Origin of the sequence: Candidatus Enterococcus avicola, from assembly GCF_047470845.1 — a bacterium.
Classification (GTDB): domain Bacteria; phylum Bacillota; class Bacilli; order Lactobacillales; family Enterococcaceae; genus Enterococcus_D; species Enterococcus_D casseliflavus.
The window spans coordinates 1-15,961 of record NZ_JBLGTY010000004.1 but is presented as its reverse complement, the minus strand read 5'-3'; the positions used below and the strand labels follow the sequence as shown (position 1 = coordinate 15,961).

Genomic DNA, 15,961 nt, shown 5'->3' with positions numbered 1-15,961 from the left:
GTGAGTATGTGTTAGAAGCAAAACAATTAGTAAAAACATTTGGCGATTATACAGCAGTCGATAAATTGTCCTTTACCATCAATGATGGACAGATCATGGGCTTGATTGGTCAAAATGGTGCTGGTAAAACGACGACATTCCGATTGATCTTGGATTTCTTGAAAGCCGATCAAGGGGAAGTATTGTGGGATGGCCATAAAATTAGTGAAAAAGAATACAATATTATCGGCTATCTGCCAGAAGAACGCGGCTTGTTTCCAAAAGTAACGATTGAAGATCAATTGATCTATTTCGCGCGGTTACGAGGTAAGAAGAAAGAAGACATCGTACCAAAAATCGACTATTGGATGGACAAATTTAAAGTAAAAGGCAAGAAAACCGATAAAGTCAAATCGCTATCAAAAGGAAATCAGCAAAAAGTTCAGCTGATTTCAACGTTGATCCATGAACCAAAATTGGTGATTTTAGATGAACCATTTAGTGGGTTAGATCCCGTCAATGCAGAACTGTTGAAAAATGGGATCATTGAACTGAAAAAAAATGGCTCATGTGTCATCTTCTCCAGTCATAATATGGATAATGTGGAAAAAAATCTGCGATCACTTGATTATGCTGCGGGATGGTCAAACCGTCTTAAACGGAAAAGTTCATGAAATTCGTGAATCCTTTGGGCGGACGAAAGTCTATTTAGAATCCAACTTGACGAAAGAACAGCTCTTGGCAGTGGCAGGTGTCGAGGAAGTTCTTGCCAGAGAAGATGGCAGCTATGATATTACGATCGCTGATCCTGCAGTAGGAAAAACCTTATTTGATTTAGCAACGGCGGATGGTTATATCCCTATGTTCAATCAACAACCGCCAACGTTAGAAGAAATCTTTAAGCGGAAGGCGGGAAAAATAAATGAGTAAGTTTTGGGTAATCGCATTAGATGTTTATAAAAAAAATATCAAATCAATTTCGTTTTTGATTATGATTCTCGTGCCATTTATTGCAACGGGGGCATTTTATCTCATTGGTTATTTTGCTGATGGTATGAACAGTGTCGACAAAATTGCCGTTTATGCGAATGAACCAGCCATTGCGCAGACCTTTGTGGACCAAAGCGGCGCTGATTTTGAATTTGAAATTGTTGACAGCGAAGAACAAGGGCAGCAACAGATGGCAGACAAAGATGCTGATGCTTTGTTACTTATTACTGCTTCTGGGGATACGCTGCAAGGGGAATTATTAAGCGAGTCCTCGATGGGGCAAGCTTTAGAGCTGACGATCCAACAGTTATTGACGGGGTTGCAGTCTTCCTATAGAGCTAGTGAGCTTGGCTTGACTGCTGAGCAAGTGGCAGTCCTTAGTGAAGTCGCACCGCTTGATCGTCAAAAAGTATCCTTCGGTGAAGATGGCGAAATGACTTATGGGGAAGACAATACCGCGATGCAATCACTAGTAAGTATGATCGCAACAATCATCCTCTTTTTCTTTATCATTACTTACGCACAGATCATTGCACAAGAGATCGCCTCTGAAAAAGGCACACGCATCATGGAAGTCATTTTGTCTAGTACACGGGCGCAAATCCATTACTATGCCAAATTGACGGGTGTAATCATGGTTGCAGCGACCCAGCTAGTTGCTTATGTTGCGATTTTTGGTGGGAGCTATTTCTGGATCAAGGATAACCCAATGGTAAAAGACTTGTTGGCAAACTTTTCGACAGATGGCATTTTTGGTCCCTTCCTGGTGTTTGCGATCGTTTTCGTCTTCTTAGGAATTTTGATCTACTCGGTCTTGTCAGCCCTTTGCGGGTCGTTAGTGAACAAAGCAGAAGATACGGCGAAAGCCATCATTCCAGTGACGTATCTTTCATTGGGCGGGTATATGCTTGGAATCGTGCTAGGCGGTATGGATCCTCATAACGTGGTCTTACGAGTAACTTCCTATGTACCATTTTTATCTTCCTTCATTATGCCAGTACGGCTTGCTAATGATACAGTGGGTATCGGCGGTGCATTGATTTCAGTAGGAATCCTTGCTGTTACCACGATCGTCCTGATGCTGGTTTCTGCAAAAATGTACAAATCAAATGTCTTGATCTATAACGACAATGGTATCTTGGCAACGTTGAAACAATCATTAGTGTTAATGAAAAACGAAAAATAAGCAAAACGCCCGATCCTTTTCGTGATCGGGCGTTTTTTATTCGCTAAAATCTAGAAACAAGATGCAAGCCTTTAGAATTCCTGCACAAAAAAGTTGAAGATCGATTGCTCAGAAGGCAGCTTGTGAGCGGCTAGCTCAGGATGCCACTGAATGCCTAAGATCGGTGCGCCATAGGCAGTGGATTCAATGGCTTCAACGACACCATCAGGAGCGGTGGCAATCACGTTGAAATCATCCGCAACGGTTTTGACCGCTTGGTGATGAAAAGAATTGACGTGATAGGTTGTGCCTAAAAGAGCAGCCAAACGACTGTCTGCCTTGATTTTTACCCGATGTGTAGGGAATTGAAAGAACGTCGGCAATTGCACGTGTTTGATCGTTGGGTGATCGATCAAAGAGAGATCTTGGTACAAACTCCCACCAAATGCGACATTGAGTAACTGCATGCCGCGGCAGATTCCAAAGATCGGTTTGTTTTGAGCCACTGCTTCTTTGATCAATGCCAATTCAAAGACATCACGATCAGGATGAATGCCTTGAATCAATGGATGAGGATCTTCGCCATAGTGAACAGGGGAGACATCGTGACCACCGGCTAACAAGAGTTTATCGATTTTGCTGATGTAAGTCGCAGCATCTTCCACGACACCCATTGGTAATAATAGGGGAATGCCTTGGGCTTGTTGGATATGGGTCACAAAATTTTTGGGTGTATAGGACAACCAATGTTCTGCTTCTTCAATCATTGGTCGTTCATTAGCAGCGATGCCGATAATGGGTTTCATTTGATCAAACCTTTCTACTAGTAAATGAATCGAAAAAGAAAAAAGGACACGAGGTCCTTTTTTCGATCACCTTCGCTTTATTTTTCGCGAATAACTTCGATTTTGTAGCCATCAGGATCTTTCACAAAATAGTAAGAAGGAGAAGTTCCTGGGAGTCCTTTCAGGTCAGTGACATCAAATCCAGCCGCTTGGTGCTTCTCATGAAGCGCTTCTAGATCATCGGTACTGATGGCGATATGGCCATAGCCGTCGCCTAACTCATAGCCAGGATGGTCATAGTTATAGGTCAACTCTAGCTCGTAATCATCACCAGGCAAAGTTAAGTAAACCAAAGTAAATTTATGTTCAGGAAAATCACGACGGCGAGATTCTTCAAAACCAAAGGCAGTTTGATAAAAATCTAGAGAAGCCGTTAAGTCTTTGACGCGGACACATGTGTGAGCCATTTTCATGGGTAAATCATCCTTTCGATCTTGATAGTTGTATGATAACATATTTTCTCTTTTTGTAACGAATAAAAGACAACCGAGCGTTATTTCCAGCTTGTCCAGACTATTGGCATAGGGTAAAATGGAAAGAAAGTGTTGGTGGAGGGAATCATGCCAGAAAAGGAAATTGTGTTCGGGGAAAAAGAAGCGGGGAAACCATACAAATCAAGATATGGGGCGTATGTCGTTCTTCCAAACGAAAAAAATGAAGTGATCTTGGTGCAAGCACCCAACGGCGCATACTTTTTGCCTGGTGGTGAAATTGAGCCAAATGAGAGCAAAGAAGAAGCGATCCAACGAGAATTGATTGAAGAACTTGGATTTGAAGGGGAGATTGCTGAGTATCTAGGGGAGGCAGTTGAATACTTCTATTCGCGCCATCGCGATACATTTTACCATCACCCGGGCTATTTCTATTTAATGACACAGTGGAAAAAAGTTTGCGAACCGACAGAAGAAACCAATCAATTGTCTTGGCACACGCCAGAAGAAGCGATCCAACGATTGAAACGCGGCAGCCATAAATGGGCAGTTGAACAGTGGTTGGCAAAATAAAAAAGTCAGGTTTCCGATAAAAAGGAAACCTGACTTTTTTTGCACTTAGTTATTTGTTAAAACATACTTGTTGATCACTTCTGCTACACCGTCTTCTTCATTTGAAGCGGTTAGGACATCTGCGGCATTTTTCACGTTTTCAGTAGCATTGGCCATCGCCACACCGATACCAGCATATTCCACCATGGTTAAATCATTTTCATTATCGCCGATCGCCATGACTTCTTCTTGTTTGATGCCTAAGTGCTCCGCCAATTTTTTGACAGCAGCTCCTTTATGGGCTTGTTTATTTAGGACTTCCAAGAAGTATGGAGCACTTTTAACCACATTGTAGTTGTCGGTCAAACTGCTCGGCAATTGTGGGATGATCTGATCCAGTATTGCGGGATCATCGATCATCATCATTTTGATGATATTCAAGTCAGCAGTCATTTCTTCTGGTGTCCGATATTTCAATGGCATGTTGACTAAGAAGGCTTCATAAATCGTGTAAGGACTGATATCGCGGTTAGCGGTATACATGGTATCCTCAGTTTCTACATGAAGGTGAACCCCTAATTTTCTCGCAGTCATCTCAACAAAGAGATAGTCATCTTGGGACAAGCCGAATTCAGAGATGATCTCTTGATTTTTGGTTTTTTGAACCAAAGAGCCATTGTAGGTAATCACGAAATCATTGTCCGTAAATAAGTCTAGTTTCTTCAATAAATCTTGGACACCAGTTAAGGGGCGTCCCGTACACAAAACGATGCGCACGCCTTGTGCTTCTGCGTCTTTTAATGCTTTGTAAACTGCTGGAGTGATCTTGCGGTCGTTGTTCAGCAGGGTGCCATCGATATCGATGGCGATCAGTTTGATACTCATAAGTTCCTCCTAGTGGCTTGGTTTGATCAAAGCACCATTGCGAATGTGCTTGGCAAACTCTTGATACGTCTCTCCAAATAAATCATAGTGATTTTGGATGTTGGGGTCAATCATTTCTTTTGGAAAATAAAAGCGTTGGTCACCTTGGGTTTGTCCCGCTAAGGCTGCAACAAGTTGACTGGCTTGGGATAATTCTACAAGGGAACCATCTTTTTCCTGTAATTCGATCTGTGTCCGATGCTTACCAGAAGTTGGTCGATAAAAATCATAAGGCAGATCGAAGCTTGAATTGATGGCAGTATAGTAGCGGGGATTGAAGCCGACTTTTTCCACCAATCCCTGCATTTCTTCAATCATCGGCAACTGCGTCTCATCGTCAAAGCGAGCGGATTTCAACGGTTTACGATTTAAGAACCGCTTCGCTAAATCGCTGAGGATCGGATCATTCTCTTCCGTCCATTGGGTAAAGTAGGTATTCAACACGCCATCGTCGAGTTTCAAGTATTCATCTAAAGTGAATTCTTGTTTTAAAAACGGGAGAAGCAGTTGCGAATGGCTTTGAAACATTTCCTGATCCACTTGATAAAGTTCGGCAGCACGATCCAGCAAGTGGGCTAAGATCACTTCCATCCCTCGAGAACTCGCATGGAAATAAACTTGCACATACATTTGGTAACGACTGACGATGTAGTCCTCCACAGCGTGCATGCCATTCATAGAAAAAGCAATACCGCCTTCGTACGGACGAATCACTCGTAAAATTCTGGTCAGATCAAATGTGCCGTATTCAGTGCCGGTAAAATAAGCATCGCGCAGCAAGTAGTCCATCCGATCAGCATCGATTTGACTGGAAATCATTTGAACGACTTGGGGATTTGGATAGGTTTTAGTGATGACACTTGCCACTTTCTCAGGAAATCCAGCTTCCACTCGGTTCAATATCTGATGAACTTCCGTTTCAGGAGAAGTGATGATCGCCACTGTGATGGCTTCATGATCCGTATGAAAAATATGCTCAAAGGTGTGGGAGTATGGACCATGGCCCACATCATGAAGCAATGCTGCACACAAGGTCACTAAACGCTCCTTATCATCCCAGCCGTTCGGTCCAACTTTTTCAATCGAATAATTGCGTTGGAAAATATCGCAAATGCGGCGGCTGATTTCATAAACCCCCAAGGAGTGAGAAAAGCGGCTGTGTTCTGCTCCGTGAAAGGTGAAAGAAGCAGTCCCTAGTTGTTTGATTCGTCGCAAACGCTGCACTTCTTTGGAATTGATCAAGTCTAAAATCACTTGGTGCTGCACATGGACATAGTTATGAACAGGGTCACGAAATACTTTTTCTATCGCTAAGGTTTGATATTTATATGGTAGGCTCATCGCTAAACTCCTTTATTGAGTGATTTCGCTTTTCCATGCCAGCTAAGCGTTGCTGCATTTGTTCGCTAAGGTCATTTTCTGAAAGCCATTGATCCAGTGACTCAAGCGGATATAGGGATTGGTCTGTGGTCAAGAAAAGCAGGGCTTTTTGCAAGCGGTCAATCACCTCTTGCGTGGTAAACTTACGGCCGAGAGCCGCTTCTAAAGTGGTCATGCTCGCAGGATTGACGGCTGGATAGCCATCCGTACCAAAGCGCTCTTTTAAACCTGCTTGGTAAAAACGACGAACGAGAGAGCCGCGGGCTGGTTGGTCGCCATTGATGCTCAGATACATCATGACAGCCACGCCGTCTTTGATCCGTCGTTGTGCGGTGCCAGCAATTTTTTTTCCGTCAATACTCAGGTCATAGGTGCCTGGGCAGTACGAGTCAGCAATTTCATACGCCAAAATTGTCCGCTCAGGAAAGGCTGTTTGCAACAATGTCGCCATCATTTCATAGGCTGCATCCGTAGTGGCAGCCAAATGTTTAGGGAAAATGAGGGAGACATTCAAAATACCGGCATCATTGATGACCCCAAGCCCGCCTGAGTTGCGGATGATCGAGTCATAGCCAGCTTCTTTCAAAACCTGCAGACCATCTATCAAAAAAGGCAGCCGGGTATCTTTCATTCCTAAAATCATCGTATCGGACAACTGCCAAAAATGACAATAAACTTGTTCAAGTTTGCCAGCAGCTTCGGTGGCAACATCGGTAAAAGCAAACGGCTCATAAGGATTGTGGATACGTGGTAAGGTTTGATCCATTATATAGATAGTCAAATCGGTTAAACTCCTTTAAAAATACCTGTTATCCTTATTATATACGATTCTTGGAAAATTACTTGGAGAAAAGAATGAAAACTTGCTTTTGTTTTCGCTTTTTTATTTTCAATGAAGAAATAGACCAAGGAGAATCAACTGAAATGATTGACAAACGAATGAAAAAAAGCAAGAATGAAACTGAAATCTTCAAAGGAGGCACACGTACATGCAAGAATTATCAAAAGGAATCCCAATCTCGATTCATTTAACAACCAATGTACGTCAAGCAGGGGAAACAGAGAACTTTCTGTTTGATCTGCAAGGACAAGCAGTCAAGATCGGTGATACTTTATATATCCGTTACAAAGAGATCCAGCCAGACGGTACCGACGTTCCCGTCACGATGAAAATCATGCCAGATGGATTGATTCAATTGATTCGCTCAGGGGAAATGCGCATGCGTTTGAAATTTTCTTATAAGGAACGGTTAGAGACGAGCTACCAAACCCCGTATGGTTTGATGATGTTCCACACCTTCACCAATCACCTGCACGTTAGCTTGAAAGACCGTCCATACTCGGGAAAGATCGATATCGATTATGACTTGTTCATGGCTGCTGACAAAGTCGGCGAATACAAACTATCATTAGAATTTACCGCTTGATCAAAGGGAAATTGAAAGAAAAAATTGCAATTTGAGGCGTAATTTTGTATGATTAAGAGTAGACTGTGAAAGGACGTGTCCCGTTTGGAAATTAATGTATTTGAAGGTGTAAATAAAAACGAATTGTCGATGATTGAAGTTGCCCATGCGATTTTAGAGCAGCGCGGTGACGTGATGGATTTTTCTGATTTGGTCAACCAAATTCAAAACTATCTTGAAACTTCAGACAGCGAGATTCGTGATTCATTGGCGCAGTTTTATACAGACTTGAATATCGACGGTAGTTTTATTTCTTTAGGCGACAATCGTTGGGGCTTACGTTCATGGTACGCCATTGATTCGATCGATGAAGAAGTCAACCATGGCATCGAAGACGAGGATGAAGATACACCACGTCGTCGCAAACGTAAAAAAGTCAATGCCTTTATCAACGATGATGAAGACGCAATCGATTATAACGATGATGATCCTGAGGATACTGATTTGTCAGATGACGAAGAAGATGATCTCTTTGATGATGATGATGACGAGGATGAAGAAATCTCGGCATACAATTCAGACTTGCAAGAAATCGGCGCCGACAATAGCACCGATGATGAAGAAGAATTACCTGACAGCATTGAGGAAGATCTAACCATTATCGATGACGATGATGAAGATGATTTTGCGGATGAAGAGGAAGAAGAGGAGTAATCCTCTTCTTTTTTTCGCCTTATGGCTGCAAGCAGCTTTTAATCGTTGAAGGACGAGTTCGCCTTCTTACATAGATACAAATAAAAAAGGAACCGCATCAGCGGTCCCTAAGTGCTTTTGAATTATTGATTTGAATCGAGTATACTTGTAACGAAAAGAAAAAACGCGCCTTGAGGGAATCGAACCCCCGTCTCAAGAACCGGAATCTTACGTGATATCCACTACACTAAAGGCGCGAAGCACAAATATTAGTTTAACCAATTTCAGTGAAAAAAACAAGAGGTAGAATGATGAAATTTCAACAGCAATTTTCACAACAACAAAAACAGACGCAAAAGCTTGCTATGACGCAGAAATTACAGCAATCGATCCAAGTGTTGCAATTTTCTGCAGACGAATTATTGTCCTTCATAGATAACCAAGCATTAGAAAATCCATTAATTGATCTGGGGGAATATGATTCGCCCATCACACCAAGCAAAAGCAATGGCTCATCAGAACAATTGATGGATTATTTAAGCCAGATCCCTGACCAGCATACGTCTTTATTCGAATACCTCATTGATCAAGTGCATTTAAACTACCGAGATACCTTCTTGCGGACGATCGTTTTATTTTTAGTCGAGTACATTGATTTAAACGGCTTTTTGACGATTGATCTGGAAGAAGCTGGAAAACTTGTTGGTGGGACCCCAATCCAAATGCTCGATGCCTTGACCTTGATCCAGCAGCTAGATCCAGCAGGCGTCGGTGCTCGTGATCTAAGAGAGTGTTTGATGCTGCAAACGGAAAGAGATGACTATGCGCCGCCAATGGCCTATCTCATTTTAGAAGAATTTTTTACGGAAATGGCAGAGCGCAAGTGGGACAAAATCAGCAAAGCGCTGCAGATTCCATTAACTGAGATCCAAAAGGTCTTTGATTATGTTCAAACATTGACCCCCACACCAGGGGCTGCGTTTGGGTCAACCGATGGGCTTTACATCGTACCTGACCTGCGGGTGACGGTTGAAAAAGGACAGCCGATCGTGAAATCAAACAAACGCGCCTTGCCAGAGGTTCGCTTTCAGCAGCAATATTTTGATCAATTGAAGCAAAGCGGTGATCCAGAGGTATTAAGTTATTTAGACAATAAAGCCCAAGAGTTCGAGTGGCTGAAAAAGACCTTGCTGCAACGAGGGGATACCATCTATCGTGTCGGGGTGCAGATCGTTGCACGGCAAAAGGAGTTTTTCACTCAACCAGATCGCCCATTAAAGCCATTGGTTTTAAGAGAAGTTGCCGAAGAATTAGGGATTCATGAATCAACGGTCAGCCGAGCGGTCAACGGGAAATACTTGGAAACCTCCTTTGGGGTGTTTGAATTAAAACTATTTTTTGGACAGAAAGTTTCGACACAAGAAAGCGGTGATGACCTGACGACGGCATCGATCAAACAGCAGCTAAAGGCACTGATCGATGAAGAAAACAAAAATAAACCATTGTCAGATCAGAAGTTGACAGATGCCCTCAAAGCCCAGGGCATCGATATTTCCAGACGAACGGTGGCAAAGTATCGTGAAGCCATGAATATCCTTGGTTCTTCCAAGCGGAAACGATTCGAGTAAAGCAAAACATACTATTAACGAGTAGGAAAGGCAGCAAAGCCTTTCCTTTTTTTATCGATCCTTTCCTCATTTTCAATTTATGACGATTTTATGAAAAGCAAGATTTTGTGACTGAAATAGTTGCGTATCAAGGCGATAAGTGCTACTATTATTGGTGTAGGAAACAGATTTAAATTTTTTTTGCAATCGATGGGTCATTTTAAGTCATTGTAGGACGAAAATTGTCCAACGGGAGGATATAAAATGCTCGATGAATTAAAATTGATTGAGGCAATCACCCCGGATATTCTCGCTGTACTCCAGGAACGTTACCGTATCTTAAGAAATATTTATTGGATGCAGCCCGTTGGCCGCCGGACACTTTCGGAAAGTTTATCAATGACGGAACGCGTGTTGAGGACGGAAACAGATATCCTTAAAAAGCTAAAACTGATCGACTCTTCAAAAAGCGGCATGCAATTGACCGCCTATGGAGAAGAAGTGTACACGAAGATCGGTGCACTGATGGATCAGCTGTTCGGAATGCACCAAATCGAAAAACGATTATCAGAGACCTTTGGCATCGAACGTTGTTTGATTGCGAGCGGCGATGGTGATCGACAACCGAAAGTGATTGCTGAATTTGGCCAGTTGCTGAATGAATCGTTGGATCTCTTATTGCCAGAAGGCAAAAACACCATCGCAGTGATGGGAGGGACGACAATGGCGAAAGTTGCTGAGGAATTGGGCAATTTGGAAACCGCCAAACGTCATAACTTGTTTGTTCCAGCCCGTGGCGGTATCGGAGAATCAGTCAACGTGCAAGCAAACTCAGTCAGCTCAGTAATGGCGATGCAGACAAACGGCGATTATCGCTCCTTGTTTGTACCAGAACAATTAAGCATGAACACCTACGAGTTTCTCTTGAAAGAACCCGCCATCGTTGATGTCTTAAACTTGATAAGTCAAGCGAATTGTGTTATTCATAGTATTGGACGGGCGTTGCATATGGCGGCTCGACGAAAAATGTCAGAACAAGAAATTCTGATGTTAAAACAAAAAAATGCAGTTGCAGAATCCTTTGGGTATTTCTTTAACGAAGCTGGCGAGGTCGTCTACAAAGTTCCTCGCATCGGACTTCAATTAAAAGATTTGCAAAAAGTCCCAATCATTTTTGCGGTCGCTGGCGGACAATCAAAAGCCAAAGCGGTCAATGCATACATGAAAAATGCACCAAAACAAACCTGGCTCATCACCGATGAAGCTTGCGCAAATGAGATTTTAAAAGGGGCAACCCTTTAAAATAAATATTTTTATGATTTTCATAAGGAGGAAATCTTAAATGACAGTTAAAGTAGGTATTAATGGATTTGGACGTATCGGACGCTTAGCATTTCGTCGTATCCAAGAAGTAGAAGGAATCGAAGTTGTGGCTATCAATGACTTAACAGATGCTAAAATGTTAGCTCACTTGTTAAAATATGATACAACACAAGGACGTTTCAACGGTACAGTTGAAGTTCACGAAGGTTCATTCAATGTGAACGGAAACGAAATCAAAGTTTTAGCTAACCGCAACCCTGAAGAATTGCCTTGGGGCGAACTAGGTGTTGAAATCGTGTTAGAATGTACTGGATTCTTCACTTCTAAAGCAGCTGCTGAAAAACATTTAACAGCTGGTGCAAAACGTGTAGTTATCTCAGCTCCTGGTGGAAACGATGTTCCAACAATCGTTTACAACACAAACCATGAAACTTTAACAGGTGAAGAAACAGTTATCTCTGGTGCTTCATGTACAACAAACTGTTTAGCTCCTATGGCGAAAACATTGAACGACAAATTTGGTGTAGTTGAAGGATTAATGACTACAATCCACGCTTACACAGGTGACCAAATGACTCTAGACGGACCACACCCTAAAGGTGACTTCCGCCGTGCCCGTGCTGCTGCTGCAAACATCGTGCCTAACTCAACTGGTGCTGCTAAAGCGATCGGCTTAGTAATCCCAGAATTGAACGGCAAATTAGATGGTGCTGCTCAACGTGTTCCTGTTGCAACTGGTTCATTAACTGAATTAGTTACTGTTCTTGACAAAGAAGTAACTGTTGATGAAATCAATGCAGCAATGAAAGAAGCTTCAAACGAATCTTACGGTTACAACACAGACGAAATCGTTTCTTCTGATATCGTTGGTATGACTTACGGTTCATTATTTGATGCAACTCAAACAAAAGTTATGACTGTTGGCGACAAACAATTAGTTAAAACTGTTGCTTGGTACGACAATGAAATGTCATACACTGCACAATTAGTACGTACTTTAGAATACTTCGCTAACCTATAAGAGTTGCGAACGACTTTAATTTAAACCATCGCAAGAGAAAGCGGGGAAGCATCGCGCTTCTCCGCTTTTTTTAACAATTATGCTAGGAGGAATCTGTTCATGGCGAAAATGACAGTTCAAGATATCGATTTGAAAGATAAAAAAGTTCTTGTACGTGTGGACTTCAACGTTCCATTGAAAGATGGAGTGATCGGAGACGATACACGGATCAAAGCAGCATTACCAACAATCAATTACGTGATCGAAAACGGCGGAAAAGCAATTCTTTTCTCACACTTAGGTCGTGTGAAAGAAGAAGCAGATAAAGCTGGAAAATCTTTAGCGCCAGTTGCGAAACGTCTAGGTGAATTGTTAGGCAAAGAAGTAACTTTCGTGGATGAAACCCGCGGCGAAAAATTAGAAGCAGCGATCAACAACATGCAAGATGGCGATGTCGTTGTTTTTGAAAACACTCGTTTCGAAGACATCGATGGCAAAAAAGAAAGCAAAAACGATCCTGAACTAGGTAAATACTGGGCTTCTTTAGGCGATGTTTTTGTAAATGATGCCTTTGGTACCGCACACCGCGCACACGCTTCAAACGTAGGGATCGCTTCAACAGGTATCCCAACAGTTGCTGGTTTCTTAATGGAAAAAGAAATCAAATTCATCGGTGAAGCAGTCGAAGAACCAAAACGTCCAATGATCGCGATTCTTGGTGGAGCAAAAGTATCTGACAAAATCGGCGTAATCGAAAACTTGATTCCTAAAGCAGACAAAATCTTGATCGGTGGCGGAATGACGTATACGTTCTACAAAGCAAAAGGTATGGAAATCGGTAATTCTCTTGTGGAAGCAGACAAAGTAGAATTAGCAAAAGAATTGATCGAAAAAGCTGGCGATAAATTAGTATTACCAGTTGATTCAATCACTGCTGCTGAATTTTCAAATGATGTCCCAACAGAAGAACATACTGGTGATGTTCCTGAAGGACAAATGGGCTTAGATATCGGACCTGAAACTATCGCTTTGTTTGCTGAAACATTAAAAGGCGCAAAAACAGTCGTTTGGAACGGACCTATGGGTGTGTTTGAAATGTCTAACTTCGCAAACGGTACGATCGGTGTTTGTGAAGCAATTGCCAACCTTGAAGATGCAACAACGATCATCGGTGGCGGTGACTCTGCAGCTGCAGCAGAACAATTAGGTTTTGCTGACAAATTTACCCACATCTCAACAGGTGGCGGTGCCAGCCTTGAATTGCTAGAAGGAAAAACACTTCCTGGCCTAGCTGCGATCAACGATAAATAATCAATGACAAGCCGTGCAAAGGATCTCCTTTGCACGCTTGATAACGAAAAGGAGTGCCAGAACATGCGCAAACCAATTATTGCCGGAAACTGGAAAATGAACAAAACTGCGAAAGAAGCAAAAGAATTTGCTGAAGCAGTCAAAACAAAAATTCCTAGCAACGATACAGTTGACTCTGTGATCGGTTCGCCAGCTCTATTCTTAGAAACATTAGTGAATGCTGCTGAAGGAACAGAATTAAAAATTGCTGCTCAAAACAGCTACTGGGAAAATGAAGGTGCCTTTACTGGTGAAACTTCACCAGCAGCTTTAGCAGATCTAGGTGTTGACTATGTCATCATTGGTCATTCAGAACGTCGTGAATACTTCCATGAGACAGATGAAGACATCAACAAAAAAGCCAAAGCAATCTTTTCAAACGGCATGATCCCAATCCTATGCTGTGGTGAATCTTTAGAAACCTATGAAGCTGGCAAAACAGCGGAGTGGATCGAAGGACAAATCACTGCTGGCTTAGACGGTTTAACAGACGGTCAAGTAAGTAATCTTGTGATTGCGTACGAACCAATCTGGGCGATCGGTACTGGTAAATCAGCGGATGCAAACATCGCAGACGAAATTTGTGGCGTTGTCCGCAAAACCGTTGAAAAATTATACGGCAAAGAAGTTTCAGATAGCATGCGTATCCAATACGGCGGTTCTGTAAAACCTGAAAACATTGCTGAGTACATGGCAAAAGAAAATGTTGACGGAGCATTAGTTGGCGGCGCAAGCTTGCAAGCTGATTCATTCCTAGCATTATTAGATGCTGTAAAATAATTTCATTTTCATGAAAATAACATTTGCAGAATCGTGATTTTTTCACTACAATTAAGTTGTTCGCAAGGGGCTTTCCCCTTAAGATAAAACAAACTCAAAGGAGAGACAAAACATGTCAATTATTACTGATGTTTACGCACGCGAAGTCTTAGACTCACGTGGTAACCCAACTATCGAAGTAGAAGTCTACACAGAATCAGGTGCTTTCGGCCGCGGAATGGTTCCTTCAGGAGCTTCAACAGGTGAACACGAAGCAGTTGAATTACGTGATGGCGACAAAGCTCGTTATGGCGGTAAAGGTGTAACGAAAGCAGTTGACAATGTAAATAACATCATTGCAGAAGCTATCATCGGCTACGATGTACGTGACCAAATGGCTATCGATAAAGCAATGATCGCTTTAGACGGAACTCCTAACAAAGGCAAATTAGGCGCAAACGCGATTCTTGGTGTTTCTATCGCTGTTGCTCGTGCAGCTGCTGATTACCTAGAAGTACCTTTATACCACTACTTAGGCGGATTCAATACAAAAGTATTGCCAACTCCTATGATGAACATCGTCAACGGTGGTTCTCACTCTGACGCACCAATCGCTTTCCAAGAATTCATGATCTTGCCTGTAGGCGCACCTACATTCAAAGAAGGCTTACGTTGGGGTACTGAAGTATTCCACGCTTTGAAATCAATCTTGTCTAAACGTGGTTTAGAAACTTCAGTAGGTGACGAAGGTGGTTTCGCTCCTCGTTTTGAAGGAACTGAAGACGGTGTTGAAACAATCTTAGAAGCAATCAAAGCTGCTGGTTTAGAACCAGGTAAAGACGTATACCTAGGATTTGACTGTGCATCATCAGAATTCTACGAAAACGGTGTTTACGACTACTCTAAATTTGAAGGCGAAAACGGCGTAAAACGTACTGCTGCTGAACAAGTTGACTACTTAGAAGAATTAGTTAACAAATACCCAATCATCACTATCGAAGACGGTATGGATGAAAACGACTGGGATGGTTGGAAACTATTAACTGAACGCTTAGGCGACAAAGTTCAATTAGTAGGGGATGACTTGTTCGTTACAAATACTGAAATCCTTGAAAAAGGAATCAAAAACGGTATTGGTAACTCAATCCTGATCAAAGTTAACCAAATCGGTACATTGACTGAAACATTCAATGCTATCGAAATGGCGAAAGAAGCTGGTTACACTGCAGTCGTTTCTCACCGTTCAGGTGAAACAGAAGATTCAACAATCTCTGATATCGCAGTTGCAACAAACGCTGGCCAAATCAAAACTGGTTCTCTTTCACGTACTGACCGTATTGCAAAATACAACCAATTGCTACGTATCGAAGACCAACTTGGTGAAGTTGCTGAATACAAAGGCTTGCAAGCATTCTACAACTTAAAAAATAAATAATTTTAGTTTGATCAAACATTTTCGTTTGCTGTACTGAAATTATGGGGCTCTTCGACATTTAGTGTTGGTAGAGAAAGATACAACTGAAAATTTAGTCATAACCAGTTAGGCAGATTGCTTAA

General features: G+C 42.1%; 15 protein-coding genes, 1 tRNA gene and 1 pseudogene. 11 read left to right on the top strand and 6 right to left on the bottom strand.

All coding sequences use genetic code 11. The features are described from left to right. The first annotated feature begins 8 nt into the window (after positions 1 to 8). Both ACI3E5_RS05125 and ACI3E5_RS05120 read left to right on the top strand, forming a co-directional pair. Positions 9 to 909, top strand: a pseudogene (locus ACI3E5_RS05125) (ABC transporter ATP-binding protein). After that, positions 902 to 2,155, top strand: a complete 1,254-nt coding sequence (locus ACI3E5_RS05120) for an ABC transporter permease (RefSeq protein WP_325815966.1) — start codon at positions 902 to 904, stop codon at positions 2,153 to 2,155. Before ACI3E5_RS05125 ends, ACI3E5_RS05120 begins: the two are co-directional and overlap by 8 nt. A gap of 71 nt (positions 2,156 to 2,226) precedes the next feature. Here ACI3E5_RS05120 and ACI3E5_RS05115 read toward each other — a convergent pair whose 3' ends face one another. Together ACI3E5_RS05115 and gloA are read right to left on the bottom strand one after the other, a co-directional pair. Then, positions 2,227 to 2,940 carry a gamma-glutamyl-gamma-aminobutyrate hydrolase family protein gene (locus tag ACI3E5_RS05115; RefSeq protein ID WP_015510190.1) on the bottom strand — a complete coding sequence of 238 codons (714 nt, stop codon included), beginning with the start codon at positions 2,938 to 2,940 and terminating at the stop codon, positions 2,227 to 2,229. Positions 2,941 to 3,017: 77 nt separating this feature from the next. Further along, positions 3,018 to 3,392 (bottom strand): lactoylglutathione lyase, encoded by a 375-nt coding sequence (gene gloA / locus ACI3E5_RS05110; protein WP_005228659.1) that lies wholly within the window; start codon positions 3,390 to 3,392, stop codon positions 3,018 to 3,020. Positions 3,393 to 3,539: 147 nt separating this feature from the next. Between gloA and ACI3E5_RS05105 the strand changes: the two genes are divergently transcribed. Beyond that, a complete protein-coding gene (locus ACI3E5_RS05105) occupies positions 3,540 to 3,983 on the top strand; it encodes an NUDIX hydrolase (protein ID WP_005228661.1) in 444 nt (147 codons plus the stop codon). 45 nt (positions 3,984 to 4,028) lie between these two features. On the opposite strand, the gene yidA is transcribed toward ACI3E5_RS05105, so the two are convergent. Genes yidA through ACI3E5_RS05090 form a run of 3 tightly spaced genes read right to left on the bottom strand, consistent with a single transcriptional unit; the run spans position 4,029 to position 7,032 of the window. Beyond that, positions 4,029 to 4,847, bottom strand: coding sequence for a sugar-phosphatase (yidA, locus tag ACI3E5_RS05100; protein WP_325815965.1), 819 nt, complete (start codon positions 4,845 to 4,847; stop codon positions 4,029 to 4,031). A gap of 9 nt (positions 4,848 to 4,856) precedes the next feature. Then, complete coding sequence (locus ACI3E5_RS05095; RefSeq protein WP_010749809.1) at positions 4,857 to 6,227, bottom strand: HD domain-containing protein; 1,371 nt, start codon at positions 6,225 to 6,227, stop codon at positions 4,857 to 4,859. Next, entirely contained in the window at positions 6,211 to 7,032 is an 822-nt protein-coding gene (locus ACI3E5_RS05090; protein WP_395997568.1) for a lipoate--protein ligase family protein, read from the bottom strand. Before ACI3E5_RS05090 ends, ACI3E5_RS05095 begins: the two co-directional genes overlap by 17 nt. 223 nt (positions 7,033 to 7,255) lie before the next feature. Here ACI3E5_RS05090 and ACI3E5_RS05085 point away from each other — a divergent pair, with 223 nt between their 5' ends. Beyond that, complete coding sequence (locus ACI3E5_RS05085; protein ID WP_005228669.1) at positions 7,256 to 7,693, top strand: YwiB family protein; 438 nt, start codon at positions 7,256 to 7,258, stop codon at positions 7,691 to 7,693. Between the two features lie 84 nt (positions 7,694 to 7,777). Further along, positions 7,778 to 8,386 carry a DNA-directed RNA polymerase subunit delta gene (gene rpoE, locus ACI3E5_RS05080; RefSeq protein WP_005234347.1) on the top strand — a complete coding sequence of 203 codons (609 nt, stop codon included), beginning with the start codon at positions 7,778 to 7,780 and terminating at the stop codon, positions 8,384 to 8,386. Between the two features lie 164 nt (positions 8,387 to 8,550). Here the strand turns inward: rpoE and ACI3E5_RS05075 are convergent. Then, positions 8,551 to 8,622 (bottom strand) — tRNA-Arg (locus ACI3E5_RS05075). A gap of 51 nt (positions 8,623 to 8,673) precedes the next feature. Between ACI3E5_RS05075 and rpoN the strand changes: the two genes are divergently transcribed. From rpoN to eno, 6 genes are all read left to right on the top strand, one after another. Next, positions 8,674 to 9,993: an RNA polymerase factor sigma-54 gene (gene rpoN / locus ACI3E5_RS05070; protein ID WP_325815963.1), complete on the top strand. Its 1,320-nt coding sequence runs from the start codon at positions 8,674 to 8,676 to the stop codon at positions 9,991 to 9,993. A 243-nt stretch (positions 9,994 to 10,236) separates the two neighbouring features. Continuing rightward, positions 10,237 to 11,274, top strand: coding sequence for a sugar-binding transcriptional regulator (locus tag ACI3E5_RS05065; RefSeq protein WP_005228675.1), 1,038 nt, complete (start codon positions 10,237 to 10,239; stop codon positions 11,272 to 11,274). A gap of 40 nt (positions 11,275 to 11,314) precedes the next feature. Beyond that, positions 11,315 to 12,316, top strand: a complete 1,002-nt coding sequence (gene gap / locus ACI3E5_RS05060; RefSeq protein WP_005228677.1) for a type I glyceraldehyde-3-phosphate dehydrogenase — start codon at positions 11,315 to 11,317, stop codon at positions 12,314 to 12,316. Between the two features lie 99 nt (positions 12,317 to 12,415). Then, positions 12,416 to 13,606, top strand: coding sequence for a phosphoglycerate kinase (locus tag ACI3E5_RS05055; RefSeq protein ID WP_005234355.1), 1,191 nt, complete (start codon positions 12,416 to 12,418; stop codon positions 13,604 to 13,606). A 63-nt stretch (positions 13,607 to 13,669) separates the two neighbouring features. Continuing rightward, positions 13,670 to 14,425, top strand: a complete 756-nt coding sequence (gene tpiA / locus ACI3E5_RS05050) for a triose-phosphate isomerase (RefSeq protein WP_325815962.1) — start codon at positions 13,670 to 13,672, stop codon at positions 14,423 to 14,425. Between the two features lie 112 nt (positions 14,426 to 14,537). Continuing rightward, complete coding sequence (gene eno, locus ACI3E5_RS05045) at positions 14,538 to 15,839, top strand: surface-displayed alpha-enolase (RefSeq protein WP_005228686.1); 1,302 nt, start codon at positions 14,538 to 14,540, stop codon at positions 15,837 to 15,839. Positions 15,840 to 15,961 lie beyond the last annotated feature (122 nt).

Coding starts and splice junctions, on each gene's coding strand:
- ACI3E5_RS05120 (WP_325815966.1), top strand. CDS start 902: ATGAGTAAGTTTTGGGTAATCGCATTAGATGTTTATAAAAAAAATATC.
- ACI3E5_RS05115 (WP_015510190.1), bottom strand. CDS start 2,940: ATGAAACCCATTATCGGCATCGCTGCTAATGAACGACCAATGATTGAA.
- gloA (WP_005228659.1), bottom strand. CDS start 3,392: ATGAAAATGGCTCACACATGTGTCCGCGTCAAAGACTTAACGGCTTCT.
- ACI3E5_RS05105 (WP_005228661.1), top strand. CDS start 3,540: ATGCCAGAAAAGGAAATTGTGTTCGGGGAAAAAGAAGCGGGGAAACCA.
- yidA (WP_325815965.1), bottom strand. CDS start 4,847: ATGAGTATCAAACTGATCGCCATCGATATCGATGGCACCCTGCTGAAC.
- ACI3E5_RS05095 (WP_010749809.1), bottom strand. CDS start 6,227: ATGAGCCTACCATATAAATATCAAACCTTAGCGATAGAAAAAGTATTT.
- ACI3E5_RS05090 (WP_395997568.1), bottom strand. CDS start 7,032: ATGGATCAAACCTTACCACGTATCCACAATCCTTATGAGCCGTTTGCT.
- ACI3E5_RS05085 (WP_005228669.1), top strand. CDS start 7,256: ATGCAAGAATTATCAAAAGGAATCCCAATCTCGATTCATTTAACAACC.
- rpoN (WP_325815963.1), top strand. CDS start 8,674: ATGATGAAATTTCAACAGCAATTTTCACAACAACAAAAACAGACGCAA.
- ACI3E5_RS05065 (WP_005228675.1), top strand. CDS start 10,237: ATGCTCGATGAATTAAAATTGATTGAGGCAATCACCCCGGATATTCTC.
- gap (WP_005228677.1), top strand. CDS start 11,315: ATGACAGTTAAAGTAGGTATTAATGGATTTGGACGTATCGGACGCTTA.
- ACI3E5_RS05055 (WP_005234355.1), top strand. CDS start 12,416: ATGGCGAAAATGACAGTTCAAGATATCGATTTGAAAGATAAAAAAGTT.
- tpiA (WP_325815962.1), top strand. CDS start 13,670: ATGCGCAAACCAATTATTGCCGGAAACTGGAAAATGAACAAAACTGCG.
- eno (WP_005228686.1), top strand. CDS start 14,538: ATGTCAATTATTACTGATGTTTACGCACGCGAAGTCTTAGACTCACGT.